We start from the raw sequence: 15,221 nt of genomic DNA, 5'->3' as shown, positions 1-15,221 counted from the left end.
GGGAACGTTTTCGGCCTGGTTGGATGTTGACCCTGGTACGACAGCTCGTCGAGCTAGAGAAGAGGCGACGTGACTACTGTTCTGACCCCTGCGAGCCCGCTCACCGCGGCTGACCGCTGCGACCGCTGCGGCGCCCAGGCTTACCTGCGCGTCGTACTCGCAAGCGGTGGAGAGCTGCTCTTCTGCGCCCACCACGGCCGGAAGTTCGAGCCCGAGCTCAAGAAGATCGCCGTGGAGATACAGGACGAGAGCGGTCGACTGAGCGGCACCGCCGCAACGACCGACACCGACGAGCGCTGATCCCGGGCGCCACGCAACAGCAAGAGCGTCGAGCTGTGTCCGGTCGCGCACGGCGTGCGACCGGTGAGCCGGGCGGCCGACCCCTCCGGGGGCCGGCCGCCCGGCTCCGACGTTTTCACGCCCGGACTCCCGTCGACCCTCCGCGGCGGACCGGTTACAGGACGGCGCGCACCGCGTCCGCGACCGAACCGATCCGGGTGTAGACGCCCGGGTGGGCCGCCTCGGCGCAGCCCGTGCCCCAGGAGACCAGCCCGGCGAGCCTGCCGGCGACCACCAGCGGCCCGCCGCTGTCGCCCTGGCAGGCGTCCCTGCCGCCCTGCTCCTCGCCCGCGCAGACCATGCCCCGGGCGTCGAAGCGGCCGTCCGCACCACCCGGGTACGCCTGCGCGCAGGTCTGGTCCGGGACGATCGGCACGTCGACCCCACGCAGCGTGGGCGAGTAGTCACCGTGACCGGTGCTGTCACCCCAGCCGTAGACCTGCGCCCTGGTGCCCGCCAGGTACGGCCCGGTCTCGCCCTGACCGACCAGTTCGATCACCGGCCGGGCCTCCTGGGACTCGCCGAGAGTGAGCACCGCCACATCGTTCATGTTGGTGGCGAAGGCGTAGTCGGGGTGGACCCAGACCGCCTGGACCGGCACCTCGCGCCCCGCCCCGCCCCGCAGGTCGTCCCGCCCCACCACGACCCTGAGGCCCGGGCGCTCCACCCGCTGCCCCCTGGACTCGTCGTAGAAGCAGTGCGCGGCCGTCACCACCTTGGTCGGAGTGACCAGCGCGCCGCCGCAGAACTGCCCCGAGCGCCCGGCGCCGAACTGCTGGCGACTGGCCAGCGCCACCACCCAGGGCCGGTCGGCGGTGCTCGCCGCCACACCACCGACGATCCGCCCCTTCGCCTGGGCGTCGGGCACCGCCGGCCCCAGGGCGATCAGCGGCGCGGGCAGGGCGGCCAGCAGGGTCAGGACGGCGGCCCGGCGGGCTCGGCGCACCGGGCGCACCGCGTGCGCCGTCGTCGAGTGCACCGGGGTCGGGGCGGTGGTCGGCAGGTCGGCGCGGTCCGGGCGGTCCGGGTTGGGCGACACCGTGTCTCCAGGTGGCTCGGCAGCAGCAGCAGGCAACCGGCACAGCGTAGGTGACCGGCTACGGTGAGCGACCCCCTGCGGCCGCACAGCCACCCGGACGAGCGACAACGGCCACCCGGACGGTGACGCCGACCGCCCCCGAACAGCCCGAAGGCCCGGAGCGTTCGCTCCGGGCCTTCGGGCTGGACCTGCGACAGTCCGACGATCAGTCCAGGTAGTCGCGCAGCACCTGCGAGCGCGACGGGTGGCGCAGCTTGGACATGGTCTTCGACTCGATCTGGCGGATGCGCTCACGGGTGACCCCGTACACCTTGCCGATCTCGTCGAGCGTCTTCGGCTGACCGTCCGTCAGGCCGAAGCGCATCGAGACCACGCCCGCCTCGCGCTCGGACAGCGTGTCCAGCACGGAGTGCAGCTGCTCCTGGAGCAGGGTGAAGGAGACCGCGTCGGCCGGGACGACCGCCTCGGAGTCCTCGATCAGGTCGCCGAACTCGCTGTCGCCGTCCTCACCCAGCGGGGTGTGCAGCGAAATGGGCTCGCGGCCGTACTTCTGGACCTCGATGACCTTCTCCGGGGTCATGTCGAGTTCCTTGGCCAGCTCCTCCGGGGTGGGCTCGCGGCCCAGGTCCTGGAGCATCTGGCGCTGGACGCGGGCCAGCTTGTTGATGACCTCGACCATGTGCACCGGGATACGGATGGTGCGGGCCTGGTCGGCCATCGCGCGGGTGATCGCCTGACGGATCCACCAGGTCGCGTAGGTGGAGAACTTGTAGCCCTTGGTGTAGTCGAACTTCTCGACCGCACGGATCAGGCCCAGGTTGCCCTCCTGGATCAGGTCCAGGAAGAGCATGCCGCGACCGGTGTAGCGCTTGGCCAGCGAGACGACCAGACGGAGGTTGGCCTCCAGCAGGTGGTTCTTGGCCCGGCGGCCGTCCTCGGCGATGATCTCCAGCTCGCGCTTGAGCTTGGGGGCGAGCTTGTCGGCGGCCGAGAGCTTGTCCTCGGCGAACAGGCCGGCCTCGATGCGCTTGGCAAGCTCGACCTCCTGCTCGGCGTTGAGCAGCGGGACCTTGCCGATCTGCTTCAGGTAGTCCTTGACCGGGTCGGCGGTGGCACCCGCCACGGCGACCTGCTGGGCCGGGGCGTCGTCCTCGTCGTCGTCGGAGAGGACGAACCCCTCCGACTCCTCCTCCGGAGCGTCACCCTCGGCGGCGGGCTTGTCGCCGGGGAGCGCCGCGTCCTCCAGCTCCTCCTCGCCGAGCAGCTCCTCCTCGCCGGCCTTGCCGGTCTTGGTGGCGGTGGTCTTCTTGGCGGCCGTCTTCTTGGCCGGGGCGGCGGTCTTCTTGGCGACCGCCTTCTTGGCGACGGCCTTCTTGGCGACGGCCTTCACGTCGGCGGCGACGCCTGTCCCCTCGACCGTGATCTCGGCGGACACCGTGCTGACCGGCGCGGCAGCGGCCGCGACCGCGGGAGTGGAGACGGGCGCACCGGGCGCGATGCGCACGGGCGGCTTGGTCGGAGTGGCGGGGGTCCGGGTGGTGACCGCCTTGGTGGCCGTGCGCTTGGTGGGGCTCTTGGCAGCGACGCTCTTGCGCTTGGCGCCGGCCGGTTCGGCCGCGCTGACCATGAGATCCACCCCCTCCTCAATCAGAACCTGGTTGAGGCTGCGCATGACGTTCTTCCACTTGGTGACCGGGATCTGGTCCGCCTCGAACGCCTGGCGTACGTCGTCACCGGCGATCTGCCCCTGGGCCTTGCCCCGCTCGATGAGCGCCAGCAGAGCCGCGGACTCGGCGATCTCGGGGGGAAGCGAACGGGATGTGCTGGCCGACACGAACAACCTCTCGGACGATGAGTGGACTCGAACCCGTACCGGCCGCCCGAGCGGGCGGGGAAGGAGATCGCGCGTCGGGCACGCGGTGTCGATTCCGACCGACTCGGGTTTGAGGACTGGGTTTGCAGGACGGCAGCAGCGCCGCGGACCAACACAGCATTCTGACACGTTGGGGTATTCCGGAGCTGCTCCCGCTCAGGAGACATCGCTGCTACACGTCAAGTGTTACGCATGGCCTTCGTGTCGCGGGTCACACCGTTCGCTCTCCGCGGCCCGGGGCCGACTTCCATCATCCCTCACTCGCACCGAAGCCCGTCACCATGGACACGACACTTGGGTCATCGGGTGGCACCCGGCCCGTTCCGCCGCCCACCGCCCGGACACGCAGAGGCCCTCCGGCTGCGCCGTGGCGGCAGCCGGAGGGCCGGTGGTCGCGGGGAACGGGGAGAACACTCGGCCCCGAACGGACCGCTCAGTGCTCCCGGGGCGCCGGGACCGACGGCTCGATCTCGGGGTGGACGGTGAGCAGCGCCCGCGTCGCGGCCTCGGCCGCGGTGCCGTCGCCGGCCCCGAGCGCGTCCACCAGCCGGGCGTGCAGGCTGACGGAGGCCTCGACCGGCCGCTCGCAGGAGATGACCGGACCGCCGGACACCTGGAGCGCGCAGGCGACGATCCCGGAGAGGTGCTCCAGCATCCGATTGCCGGCCAGCTGGAGGAGCAGCCCGTGCAGTTCGGCGTCGGCCCGGGTGAAGGTCGAGTGATCGGCCTGGGCCGCGGCGTGACCCATGATCTCGACCAGCTCGACCATGCGCTGCTGGACGTCCTCCCGGCCGTGGCCGGCGGCCAGCCGGGCCGCCAGCGGCTCGATCGCCCAGCGGAGCTCGAACAGCTCCCGGCGCTGCTCGTCCCGCTGGGGGCCGAAGGCGCGCCACTCGATGATGTCCGGGTCGAGCAGGTTCCAGTCGCTGACGGGGCGGACCCGGGTGCCGACGTTCGGCCTGGCACTGACCAGACCCTTGGCCTCCAGCACGCGCAGCGACTCGCGGACGACGGTGCGGGACACCTCGAACCGCTGGCCGATCTCCTCGGGGACGAGCGGCCGGTCGGCGCCGAGGTCGCCGGAGACGATCATCTGGCCGAGCTGCTGGACCAGCTGGCCGTGCAGGCCGCGGCCGCGGCTGCTGGTGGTCTTGCGGCCGACCCGGGCGAGGTCCGACTCGGCGCCCTCCCAACGGGGCGCCGGCGGGGTCGGCCGGTCGGCGTACGAGAAGCGGTCCAGGTCGCCGGAGCCGGGGATGGCCCCGTCGGCGGAACGGGCAGGGGTCATGGTGGGGTGCGCAAGGGTACTCACAGGTCCTTTGTCGGCGATCGGGGAGCACAGCTTGAGAATTCTCGTGAAAAGCACACGAAAGGGTGATCGACCGTGACTGGATAATTGACTTCTTATCAGGAAGAAACGCTCATTGCGGTCACTGGTGGCCGATCTTGGCGAACCGTCAGGGGCCGGACGCCACCGTTCCGCGTCTCCACGCACCTCCCCGGCGGCCGACCCACAGTCCGTCCGCAGTCCGTCCGCAGTCCGCCAGGCGGCCGTGTCCCGGCCCGCGGGGTGGCTCAGAGCGCCCGGCGCCGGGCCTGGACCAGCAGGGTGGTCAGCAGCAGTACGAAGGCCGGCGCCGTCACCGCGGCCAGCAACGCCGGGTCGGTCAGGGCCGACCCGCTCTCCGCAACCCGGCGGTCCCCGCCGTACACCCATCCGTACGCCCACTCGACCCCCGACTGGAACGGCAGCAGCTCCGCCGCCCGGGTCGGCCACGCCGTCCCGGTCTGCCGCAGCAGCAGCGCCACACCCGACTCCAGCAGCGGCGGCAGCGCGCAGAGCAGCAGCACCCCGGCAGCGGCGCTGCGGGTGAGCGAGGCCGTCAGCACCCCGGTCCAGCCCGCCACGACCACCAGCAGGACGAAGGCCAGCAACGCGGCCGGCGCACCCTGCCCGGCCGCCAGTGCCACGGGCGCCAGCACGGTCGGCACGTCGCCGAGCCCGCCCAGGCCGGCCGAGGCCAGCGCCTCCGCCACCCGACCGGAGAGCGCGGCCGGCTCGGACCACGCCGTCACCGTCGCCCCTGCCGGCAGTGCGAGGTGCACGGCCACCGCGTCGACCAGCAGCGTGACCAGCGCCAGCAGCGCCGCCACCGAACCGGTCACCAGCAGCTTGGCCGTCAGCAGCCGCACCCGGCGCGGGTACGACACCTGCGAGGCCGCCAGCCCCGGGTGCCGCACCTCGTGCCCGTACGACAGCGCCCCCAGCACCCCGGCCCCCAACGCGGCGAACGGCAGGGGCACCAGCGGCACCGTCGCCGTCAGCAGCCGCACCGCCGCCGCACCGTCCAGCCCCCCGTCGGGCAGTTGCCCCGCCAGCACGGCGGCCACCGCCGCGTCACAGAGCACCACGGCACCGAGCAGCAGCCAGGTGGAACGCAGGCCGCGCAACCGGCGCAGCTCGTAGGCCAGAACTCGCACGGTTCACTCGCTCCGAAGGTCGATGGTGGCGGGGGTGACGGGAAGGACAGCGGCTCCGTGGCCGGGTGCCTCTGCCCCGGCCGACCCGGCGGAGGTCCACACCGGGGCGGGAGCGGGGGTGGGCGTGGGCAGAGCCGGCAGCGCGTGTGCCGGAGCCGCGGCCGGGAGGGCTGCGGAGGCGTGCTGGGGTGTCCCGGTCGCCGGTGCAGCCCTGCGGGTCGGCCCGGCCTCCCCGGAATTCGCCGGGTCAGCAGCAAGGTCGGATCCGGAGGCCCGAAGCGAGCCCGAAGCCGGCGGCGGAGTCGGAGTCGTTGCCGCAGCCGCCGACAGCGAGCGCGACCCGGTCGGCATCCGACCGTGACCGGCGGGTCCGGAGTACGCCGGCAGCCCGCGCGACCCTGCGGGGTCGGCCGGCCGGCGCTCCGTGACGGCGCGGTCGTCGCCCGCCCCGGTCGGCGGCACGGGCGTCCGCGGGGACCGTACGCCCGACTCCGCGAGGGGTTGGGCGAGGCGGCCGAGACGGACGGTGTCGTCGGTCGTCAGGTCGTCGGAGGGCACCGCGTGTTCGGGGAACGTGGATACCGGCGTGACCCCGGACCGGGCCAGGTCGTTCAGGCCGTCCCGGAAGAGCCGGTCCACGGCGACCGTCGGGGAGGTGTCCGCGTCCTCGTCCTCGACCGGGCGCGCGGCCCGGGCCTGGGCCTGGGTCTGAGGCTGGGCCTGGGCCTGGGCCTGGGCCTGGGCCGGAGCCCGGTCCTGGAGCCGCACCCGGGCCGGGTCCTGAACGGACGTCGGGGCCTGAACCTGCGCCGGTGCCGGAGGCGGGGTCTCGGCCGGAGGCGGGGTCTCCGCCGGCGTGAGCGGGGGCTGGAGCCGGGGTGCCGGTGAGGATCCGGGCCGGCGGGCCGCACGTCGGCCGGCCCGCCCCGTGATCGCCGACAGCGCGGTCGCGGCCGAGACGGCGACCGGGGCCACGGCCGGCCCGGGTGCGACCGGCAGCGCGAGGGTGGGCGAGGGCGTCCGGTCCCGCTCGGCGGCGGCCGGCTGCGGCACCGGGGCCGGCTCCGTCGGCACCTGGGGCAGCGCGACCGTCCGGTCCGCTCCCCCTGCCCCGAGCTCTGCCTTCCGGCCTCCACCGGTCGGCTCCCGCTGCTCCTCCGGAGCCCCCTGATCCCGCTGCGCCTTCGCCGGGCGGTCCTGTCCCGCCCGGCTCTGGAGGTGCAGGTGCCCGGAGCGCCCGGACCCGACCGGCAGGGCGGCCCGGGGCGCGGGCTGCTCGACCACGCGGTCGGCCAGCTCGTGCAACAGGATGCCGTTGCGGTAGGCGAGTTCACCGATCTCGGTACGGCCGATCCCGGCCACCGCGAGACCGGCCCCGCCGTCGCGGCGGACCTGCGCCCCCTGGCCGACCAGCAGGTCCGCGAGCCGCGCCATCTGCGGCCCGCGGACGGCGACCTCCGGGCTGAGCCGGGTGCGGCGGAACTCCGTCACCGGCTGGTCGGCCACCAGCCGGCCCTGGTCCAGGGTGATCACCCGGTCGGCGAACCGGGCGGCGTCCTGCGGAGTGCGGGTGGTGACCAGGACCGTCCCGCCCGCGACGCCGAAGGAGCGCAGGAAGGCCTGGAACCACTCCGCGTTGCGCGGCGAGAGCCCCTCGGTCGGCGCGTCCAGAAGCAGGATCCCCGGGTCGCCGAGCAGCGCGGCGGCGAGGGCCAGCCGTCGGTGCATCCCGGGCGAGAAGGTCCGCAGGCGCTGGTCGGCGACGGCCGCCAGCCGGGTCTGTTCCAGCAGCTCGTCGGCCCGGCTCGCCGGGACCCCGACGGCCGCCGCCAGCATCCTGAGGTGACCGCGCGCCTTCCGGCCGGGGTGGCCTGCGGCGTCCGCGGCTCCGCCGGCCCGGCCGGGGTCGGGCAGCACCACGCCGACCTCGCGCTCGGGCCGCCGCAGCCGGCGGTAGGTGCGGCCGTCGAAGAGGGTCACGCCCCGGCCGCGTTCGAGTTCGAGCATCAGCCGCAGGGCGGTGGACTTGCCCGCCTCCTCGGGACCGAGCAACGCCGTCACCATGCCGGGGCGGGCGTCGAAGGTCAGATCCAGTACCGCAGGCGGACCGCCCCGTCGGTAGACCTTGGTCAGTCCGGTGATCTGGATCATCGCTGGCTGCTCCCATGCCTCGGCCGACCCGGTCTGCGTGGCGCGGGGTCGTGCCCGCACGGCTCCGCGCCAGCACATTAGGGGGCCGGTCCGGAGATTCCGGGCATTGTGGGGGCGGCACGGGCCCGACGCCCGCGCACCTCACCCGATCAGGGGACAATCCGATCCTGCGAGGAGACCCGGGTAGCCCGGGAGAGCGAGCGAACCACCACGGCGTGCGAGGGGACCGCGACGCGGCCGGGAGGGGCGGGGAGGGGCAGGGCGGGAACGCCGCAGCACCGATGACACGCGGTGCGTCCGGACGACGCCGGGGGCGAAGGGAGCTCGGGGGCTCAGGACTCCGGGCGCAGCATCGGCGGGTTGAGCACGTTGGCTCCGCCGGAGGTGAAGAGCTGCGCCGGGCGCCCGCCCTGACGCGTCGTGGTGCCGCCCGAGGGAAGCAGGAACCCGGGTGTGCCGGTCACCTTGCGGTGGAAGTTCCTCGGGTCGAGCGCCACACCCCAGACCGCTTCGTAGACCCGGCGCAGCTCGCCGACGGTGAACTCGGTCGCGCAGAAGGCCGTCGCCAGCGAGGAGTACTCGATCTTGGAGCGAGCGCGCTCCACTCCGTCGGCCAGGATCAGCCCGTGGTCGAAGGCGAGCGGGACCCCGTCGACGGGGTCCGGGCCGAGCAGTTCGGTGACGGGTGCCCAGCGTGCGCCGCTGGCGTCGCCGCCGGCGCGCGGGGTCGGCAGGTCCGGCGCGAGGACCAGGTACGCCACGCTGACCACCCGCATCCGGGGGTCGCGCTGGGGGTGGCCGTAGGTCGCGAGCTGTTCCAGGTGGGCGCCGGCGGTGCCGGGGCCGACCGCGTCGTGTCCGGGGGCGGAGTGGGCGCGCAGACCGGTCTCCTCGGCGAGCTCCCGGGAGGCCGCCTCCGCGAGGCCCTCGTCGGGGCGGACGAAGCCTCCGGGGAGGGCCCAGTAGCCCTGGTAGGGAGGCTCGCCCCGTCGGACCAGCAGGGCACAGAGCGCGTGCTCGCGCACCGTCAGCACCACCAGGTCGACCGTGACAGCGAACGGGGGGAAGGCCGACGGGTCATAACGCGACATGGCGACGATCATAGTCGTCTCTCTGACGATAAGCACAGGCCCGCGTACGGACAGTCCGCAGGAGGGCGGGCCCGGCCGACGGCCGGGCCCGCCCCGCGCGGCAGGGGCGGCGTCAGCGGGCGACCAGCTGCAGCTCGGCGGACGCCTCCTCCACCATCGCGACCCCGATCCGGCTGACCCGCACCGAGAACGGCTCGCCCGCGACCCGCAGACCGGTCAACTCCAGCTCTCCGAGCGGCGCGGTGCTGGCCGGGCGGACCAGTACCCGCCCGCCCGGGACATCGGGCCGGACGCCGGCCAGCGCGAACACCGCGTGCGCGGCCCCGGCGGCCGAGACCGCCGCCGGGCGGCAGGCACCCGGGTGCGGCACCGGCGGGCAGCCCGGCGTGCGCTGCTCCCCCGCGTACATCTCGGGCAACCGGCCCTCGAAGTGGGCGGCGGCGGAGAGCAGACCCTCCAGTAGTGCGCCGGCCTCGTTCTCGTGGCCGGCCTCGGCGAGCCCGGCGACGGCGAGGGCGGTCTCGTGGACCCGTACCGCGCCGCTGCGGTGGCCCAGCGGGTTGAACCGGGGCGACTTGGCGCTCAGCGTGCGCAGCCCCCAGCCGCTGTCGAGCTCCGGCGCGGCCAGCCGATGGGCGAGCAGCCTGGTCTGCTCACGGTCCAGCAGGCTCTCGTGCCGGCCGCCCTCGGCCGAGAGCCCCGGGTCGAGGAGGTGGACCAGGCTGGAGGCGACGGCGGGCAGCGGCTGGCCGCCCGGGGCGAGACCGGCGGCCGGACGGCCGCCGGAGAGGTCGTCCACCCAGAACCGGTCGCGGAACCGTGCGCGCAGTCCGGCCGCCCAGCTCCGCCACTCCTCGGCGCCGGGCCGGCCGAAGGCCGCCAGCAGGTCGGCCCCGTGCAGGGCGGCACGGTGCGCCTGGGCCTGGACCTCGGCCCGGGCGGGCACCGGGTGGGCCGACCTCTCCTCGACCGGCCGGCTGAGGTCGGTGACGAAGCCGTCGACCAGGCCCTCGCGCAGCGCCGCGAGCGCGCGCTCGGCGGCCGGGAGGAGCTCGGCGACCTCCTGCCGGGGCAGGCCCCAGCGCCAGGCCTCGGCCAGCACGGTGACGAACAGCAGCGTCGCCTCGGTGGCGGTACAGGTGGGCGGCAGTTCGGGGCCACCGTGCCGCAGGGCCCCCGGCAGCAGGCCCTCGGGGCGGTGACCGCCCTGGCCGGGGGCGGGCGCCGGCTGCTGACGGCGGGCCAGGGCCCGGAGGGTGCCGGCGGCGAGCCGGGTGCCGAGCGGCAGTGCCAGCCGGGCCGCCCAGAGCGCGTCGGCCGGGGCGAGCCCGAACCGCCAGGGTGCGCCGGAGGCGGGGTAGAGGTCGGTCGGCCGGTCGGGGTCGGCGAACAGCAGCCCGCCGAGGGCGTCGAGGGAGCGTGCCACCACCAGTGCGGCCCGGGGGTCGTCGCAGCGCACCTCGGGCTCGGCCCAGGGCAGCGGGACTCCGGTGCCCCGACCGCCGGGCGGTCGCGGGCCGGGCAGGGTGGTCTCCAGTTCGGCCCGCAGCTCGACCGACCAGCGGGCCCCGGGTTGGACCTCCAGGTCCCAGCGCAGCACACCGGCGCCGGCCAGGACGGCGTGCGGAGACGGCTGGGCACTGACCGCGGCGCTGTGGGTGGGCCCCGCCCAGCGCAACCCGGAGGACTGCACCTGGCCGGGCAGGTCCGGCGGCCGGTGGCCGGCGGCGATCTCGCCGACCGGGCCGAGGTCGGTGCCGAGCGCGATCTCCAGCGGGAGCCGGGCCGCGCGGCTGCCGGTGTTCCGCACCGTCACGGTCTCGACGCCGTCGGCGTGGCGCAGCCGCTCGACGGTGAGCGCCGGATCGGGGTCGAGGTCGCCGGGGAGCCGGACGGCCCCGAGGAAACGGGCCTGCGCCGCGGTGGTGAGGGTGCCCTGGAGCGGGAGCGGCTCGATCCCGCCGAGCCGCAGCTCCATCCGGGCGACCACGCGGACACCCGAGCGGTAGAAGCCGTGCAGGCCGTGCCCGCGCAGCTGGCCGTCCGGCCCGGAGGCGGCCATCGCCGGTGCGTTGACGCAGAGCACCGCGTGGTGGGCGGCGGCCGGCTGCGGGCGCGGCGGCGCCGACCGGGCCTGGCCGCCGGGCGCTCCGGGCTGGGCCGGATCCGGTCGGCCGACCGGTCTGGGCGCGCCGACCACACTCTCGGCCGGCATGGCCTGTGGTGGCCTCATCGCGGTCACCGGACTCTCCTCCCCTCGGCGGTCCGGTGGCCGTTCAGGGCCGGTGGGCCGCGAGCATGTTCGATCGCGTGCTGGTGGTGTCTCGGGCCGACGGACCTCTCCGTCGGCCGGTGTGCCGTGCCTGGCCGTACCCGGTACCGGGCCGTGCCATGCGGGACGCGATACCGGGTCGGTATCGGCTCCGCGCCGTTCCCGGGCGTGCCGTCGCGCCCGGTCGTTCACCGGACCCGCCCGGCGCGCCGTCGGGTCCGACGTCCCGCGGCGGCGGTGACGTCATGCCCGGCCGGTGCCCCGCGCGGACCGCTGCCGCGGAGCGGCGGTCCGTTCCGCACCCCGCCGCTCGGGGCCGGCACCGCCACCTGCACGGGTGCCGTGTCGGCCGACCGTCCGGACGGTACTCCGGGCCCGACGGCGGATCCGGACGGGGCGTGGTGCCGGGCCCGGGGCCCCCGGGGTCAACGCCGGAGACCGTCCACAGGTCACGCCCGCCGGCTTCGACCGCGGTACCCGCCCGGGATTCCGGGCGTGCGTGCCGTCGGTGCTCGCGGACCCGCCGGGGCTTTCGCTGTGACTCCGCTCCGGTGCCGGTCCGGTGCCGCCTCCCCGCCGTCCTGCGGGCCGTCGAGGCCCGGTCCGTCGGATGGCCGTCCTGGACAGTGACCGCCGGGCCGGTGCTCGGCCGCGGCCAGGATACGGTGCGGGGATCGCGGCCCCGCCACCGGCAACCCCGGTGGGGGCCGACGCGATCGCTGTGACCAGCAGAGACCGAGGAGTTGTATGTCCACCCCCAGCCGGCTGCCCGGGATTGTCAGCACCGACCACGTCTTCCAGCTGCCCCTCGACCACAGCGCCCCACAGGGCGAGCAGATCGAGGTGTACGCCCGCGAGGTGGTCGCCCCGGGCCGCGCGAAGGACGACGACCTGCCCTGGCTGCTCTTCCTCCAGGGCGGCCCGGGAGGCAAGGCCGGCCGCCCGCTCGGCCTGGACGGCTGGCTGGAGCGCGCCCTCGACGACTACCGGGTACTCCTCCTCGACCAGCGCGGGACCGGGCGTTCCACGCCCGCGACCCGGCAGACGCTCGCCCGTCGCGGTGGCGCCGAGGAGCAGGCCGACTACCTCGCGCACTTCCGTGCCGACTCGATCGTGCGGGACGCCGAGCTGATCCGCCGCCGGCTGCTCGGCGAGGACCGCCGCTGGAGCCTGCTCGGCCAGAGCTTCGGTGGCTTCTGTACCCTCACCTACCTCTCGATCGCGCCCGAGGGACTGGACCAGGCCTTCGTCACGGGTGGCCTCGCCGGGCTGCGCAGCTCCGCAGACGACGTCTACCGGGCGGCCTACCCCCGGGTCGTCCGCAAGAACGAGGGCCACTACGACCGCTTCCCCGAGGACGTGGCAGGCGTGCGGCGGATCGCCGCCCACCTCTCCGGCTCCCCCGCCACCCTGCCCGGCGGCGGGCTGCTCACCGTCCGGGCCTTCCAGGCACTCGGCATGCTGCTCGGCAGCGGCAGCGGCTCCGGCACCCTGCACTACCTGCTGGAGGAGGCCTGGGTGGAGGGCACCGACGGCCCCGAGCTCTCCGACACCTTCCTGGCCGGTGCCGAGGCGCAGCTCTCCTTCGTCCAGGGCCCGCTCTACGCCGTCCTGCACGAGTCGATCTACGGCCAGCGTTCGGTGGACCCCGCCGGCACCGCCTGGTCCGCCGAGCGGGTCCGCGCGGAGTTCCCGGCCTTCGACGCCCGGACCGCTCTGGAGTCCGACGCGCCGGTGCTGTTCACCGGCGAGATGATCTACCCCTGGATGTTCGACACCGACCCCGCGCTGCGACCGCTGAAGGAGACCGCGGACCTGCTCGCCGCCCGGACCGACTGGCCCGACCTGTACGACCCGGCGCGGCTCGCCGCCAACGAGGTGCCGGTGGTGGCGGCCGTCTACCACGACGACATGTACGTCGACACGGCCGACTCCCTGGCGACCGCCCGGGCCGTCCGGGGGCTGCGGACCTGGATCACCAACGAGTGGGAGCATGACGGCCTCCGGGTCAGCAACGGCAAGGTGCTCGACCGCCTGATCGCGATGGCCCGCGGCGAGGCGTAGCCGCGCCTGCCGGCGGGCCCCGGCCGGTCCCGGCGCCCGGCGGGCACCCGGACCGGACCGGGCGGTGCCCGCGCGGGGTTCCCGGATCACCGGGACGTTTGGGCTCCGGCCTGCGCACTCCGCACGCCCCGGCACCGGCCTCGGCGGGCGGGGGTCGGTGAGACCGGTGCCGCCCCGGGCGAGGAGCGGCTGATCCGTGCCCGCCGGGTGGAGCGGGGTCGCTCTGCCGGGCGGCAGCCCGGCAGCCCCGGCAGGAGACGCGGCACCGGCTCCGCACCGGTCCGACCGCCGCGCACTCGGGCAGCGCCCGACGGCCCCGCGAGGTCCGACGAGCCGGACCGACCGGTCGCACCGACGACTGCGGCCGGCTCGGGCGGGGTCTCCGTCGGATGCCCGGAATCCGGGGCGGCGCCGGGCACCGGGCCGCTCGCTCCTCCGGACGGCGACGATCCCTCGGGCCGTGCCCGGCGGCCACGCCTGCGACGGCGGCGGGCCTTCGCCGTCGCGGAACCGCCCGGCCGGTCAGACCCGTCGGCCCGGTCCGGCGGCGCCGGGTCACCCGCTCCTGCCCCGCCCGGCCCGGTGTCCGCCGGCTCCCCACCTGCGGGCTCGGCCTCCGCAGACTCGGCGTCCGGATGTTCGACCTCCACGGGCTCGACCGCGACCGGCACGGCAGCATCGGGGGCCTCGCCATCCGGACCGGTACCGGCCCGCCCGCCGTCGGCCTGAGCCTGAGCCTGAGCGACGGTCGGCCCCACCGCCGACGTCCGCTCCCGCTCGGTGCGGCGGCAGCGCTCCGTCTCCACGCTCGCCAGCAGCGGTTCGACCGTGAAGCCACCGTTGAGCGACTCGTACAGGAGCTGGGCCAGCAGGTAGGACGGCGCGAGACGGAGCGTGTGCGCGAGCACCACACGCGCCGTGGCGGTGTCTCCCGCGACCCAGGAGACCCAGGCCAGCAGGGTGAGCGGCGGCGGCGCGTAGCCCGTGTAGGGCGGCACGCAGCGGGTGGCGAGGAACCGCCAGAGCCGCTGGGCGGACGCCAGCTCGGCCGGCCTGGCGTACTCGGCGGCGCGGTCCCGGATCACCCGGTCCTGGAGCACCAGCAGCAGCCGGGCCGTCCGGTCCTCGTCGAGCTCGACGGCGCCCGCCATGAACGCGGCCACGGCCCCGTCGAGCAGCCGGGCGCTCTCCTCCCGGCCGAGCGACGGCCGCCGCCCCGCCGCCGGACCGCCCTCGGCCCGGGCGATCGCCCGCCGCTGGGGGCCGGCGGCGGGCGGGCCGACCGGCGCCAGCCCGGCGACGATCTCCTTGCGGCTCCCGCGCGGGGCGAGGCCCGCGACGGTGGCGGCCACCGCGACCGGGCCGGGCCCGGGAGCGCTGCCGATCGGGTTGCCCGCCGGATCGCAACTGCACCCGTCACGCCGGCAGAGGAAGGACCACCAGCGACCGGCCGAGACGCAGAGCGCCTCCTTGACCCGCACCCCGCGGCTCTCGAAGGCCAGCCGCAACCGCTCGGCGAGCGGCCGCAGCCGCTCGTCCGTCGGCGGACCGTGATCGCTGCCCGGGTCCTGACAGAGGTAGAGGAGGACCTGGACCGGCCGCTCGCCCTGCTGCTCGGAGAGCCCGACCAGCAGGTCGGCCGTCTCCTCGGCGGCGGCCGGCCACTCCTCCGGCGACTCGGGGATGTCCAGCCGGATCACCCCGCCCTGGCGGAGGTCCGGGGATCGGAGACCGACCGCGACGATGCTGTCGTCGGGGAAGAACCCGAGGAGGTAGGGCAGCAGCTCGGCCATGTCGGCCGGGCCCCGCATGGTGATCGGCCGGCCGCCGGGGCCGTCGCCGAAGGGGAGCGCGATGCGTTCGTTGTTCATGGCCGGAAGACTGGCGCAATTCACCGGAGCCTCCGGATTT

10 protein-coding genes are annotated in these 15,221 nt (G+C 75.4%); 2 read left to right on the top strand and 8 right to left on the bottom strand.

Features of this window, described 5'->3' with window-relative positions; all coding sequences use genetic code 11:
• The first annotated feature begins 69 nt into the window (after nt 1–69).
• Nucleotides 70–300: a DUF7455 domain-containing protein gene (locus PUR61_RS29905; protein ID WP_329882610.1), complete on the top strand. Its 231-nt coding sequence runs from the start codon at nt 70–72 to the stop codon at nt 298–300.
• Between the two features lie 154 nt (nt 301–454).
• Here PUR61_RS29905 and PUR61_RS29900 read toward each other — a convergent pair whose 3' ends face one another.
• From PUR61_RS29900 to PUR61_RS29870, 7 genes are all read right to left on the bottom strand, one after another.
• Nucleotides 455–1,294, bottom strand: a complete 840-nt coding sequence (locus PUR61_RS29900) for a S1 family peptidase (protein ID WP_443035261.1) — start codon at nt 1,292–1,294, stop codon at nt 455–457.
• Between the two features lie 289 nt (nt 1,295–1,583).
• Nucleotides 1,584–3,218, bottom strand: coding sequence for an RNA polymerase sigma factor (locus tag PUR61_RS29895; protein ID WP_329882608.1), 1,635 nt, complete (start codon nt 3,216–3,218; stop codon nt 1,584–1,586).
• A gap of 466 nt (nt 3,219–3,684) precedes the next feature.
• On the bottom strand, nt 3,685–4,617 hold the full coding sequence (locus PUR61_RS29890; protein WP_329882607.1) for a FadR/GntR family transcriptional regulator: 933 nt from the start codon (nt 4,615–4,617) through the stop codon (nt 3,685–3,687).
• Between the two features lie 209 nt (nt 4,618–4,826).
• Nucleotides 4,827–5,732: a hypothetical protein gene (locus PUR61_RS29885; protein ID WP_329882606.1), complete on the bottom strand. Its 906-nt coding sequence runs from the start codon at nt 5,730–5,732 to the stop codon at nt 4,827–4,829.
• A gap of 3 nt (nt 5,733–5,735) precedes the next feature.
• Nucleotides 5,736–7,883 carry an ATP-binding cassette domain-containing protein gene (locus tag PUR61_RS29880; RefSeq protein ID WP_329882605.1) on the bottom strand — a complete coding sequence of 716 codons (2,148 nt, stop codon included), beginning with the start codon at nt 7,881–7,883 and terminating at the stop codon, nt 5,736–5,738.
• 332 nt (nt 7,884–8,215) lie between these two features.
• The gene (locus tag PUR61_RS29875) at nt 8,216–8,974 is read right to left on the bottom strand and encodes an NUDIX hydrolase (protein ID WP_380360510.1); all 759 of its coding nucleotides are present in this window, start codon (nt 8,972–8,974) and stop codon (nt 8,216–8,218) included.
• Between the two features lie 112 nt (nt 8,975–9,086).
• A complete protein-coding gene (locus PUR61_RS29870) occupies nt 9,087–11,207 on the bottom strand; it encodes a glycogen debranching N-terminal domain-containing protein (protein ID WP_329882680.1) in 2,121 nt (706 codons plus the stop codon).
• 786 nt (nt 11,208–11,993) lie between these two features.
• Here PUR61_RS29870 and PUR61_RS29865 point away from each other — a divergent pair.
• Entirely contained in the window at nt 11,994–13,310 is a 1,317-nt protein-coding gene (locus PUR61_RS29865; protein WP_329882604.1) for an alpha/beta fold hydrolase, read from the top strand.
• A gap of 86 nt (nt 13,311–13,396) precedes the next feature.
• Here PUR61_RS29865 and PUR61_RS29860 read toward each other — a convergent pair whose 3' ends face one another.
• Nucleotides 13,397–15,181 (bottom strand): DUF4192 family protein, encoded by a 1,785-nt coding sequence (locus tag PUR61_RS29860; protein WP_329882603.1) that lies wholly within the window; start codon nt 15,179–15,181, stop codon nt 13,397–13,399.
• Between the last annotated feature and the right edge of the window lie 40 nt (nt 15,182–15,221).

The organism is Streptomyces sp. BE20 (assembly GCF_036322525.1).
In the GTDB taxonomy this organism is placed as follows: domain Bacteria; phylum Actinomycetota; class Actinomycetes; order Streptomycetales; family Streptomycetaceae; genus Kitasatospora.
Note: the sequence above shows the minus strand (reverse complement) of the source record. Positions and strands in the feature narration are given on the sequence as shown.

What these genes read in the sequence shown, in the direction of transcription:
- PUR61_RS29880 (WP_329882605.1), bottom strand. Translation starts at nt 7,883, where the DNA reads ATGATCCAGATCACCGGACTGACCAAGGTCTACCGACGGGGCGGTCCG.
- PUR61_RS29875 (WP_380360510.1), bottom strand. Translation starts at nt 8,974, where the DNA reads ATGTCGCGTTATGACCCGTCGGCCTTCCCCCCGTTCGCTGTCACGGTC.
- PUR61_RS29870 (WP_329882680.1), bottom strand. Translation starts at nt 11,207, where the DNA reads ATGAGGCCACCACAGGCCATGCCGGCCGAGAGTGTGGTCGGCGCGCCC.
- PUR61_RS29865 (WP_329882604.1), top strand. Translation starts at nt 11,994, where the DNA reads ATGTCCACCCCCAGCCGGCTGCCCGGGATTGTCAGCACCGACCACGTC.
- PUR61_RS29860 (WP_329882603.1), bottom strand. Translation starts at nt 15,181, where the DNA reads ATGAACAACGAACGCATCGCGCTCCCCTTCGGCGACGGCCCCGGCGGC.